General features: G+C 66.1%; 1 protein-coding gene. It reads left to right on the plus strand.

Annotation, left to right across the window (positions count from 1 at the left end; translation table 11 throughout):
• Window positions 1-251: beta-ketoacyl synthase N-terminal-like domain-containing protein (locus tag Q0994_RS34060; protein ID WP_299542630.1), on the plus strand; the 251-nt coding region annotated here is incomplete at both ends.

The raw sequence follows: 251 nt of genomic DNA on the forward strand, positions 1-251 counted from the left end.
TATCCGGGTGGGGTGTCTTCGCCTGCCGAGTTGTGGGAGCTGGTGTCGCAGGGGCGGGATGCGGTGTCGCCGCTTCCAAACGACCGTGGCTGGGACCCGGAGCGTCTCTACAACCCCGACCCGGAGCAGGTCCGCAGCGTCTACGCCAGTGGCGGCGGTTTCGTTGAGGGCGTCGCTGATTTCGATGCGGGGTTCTTCGGGATCAGTCCGCGTGAGGCGTTGGCGATCGATCCGCAGCAGCGGTTGATGCT

It is taken from the genome of uncultured Streptomyces sp., from assembly GCF_947488945.1.
Taxonomy (GTDB): Bacteria; Actinomycetota; Actinomycetes; order Streptomycetales; family Streptomycetaceae; genus Streptomyces.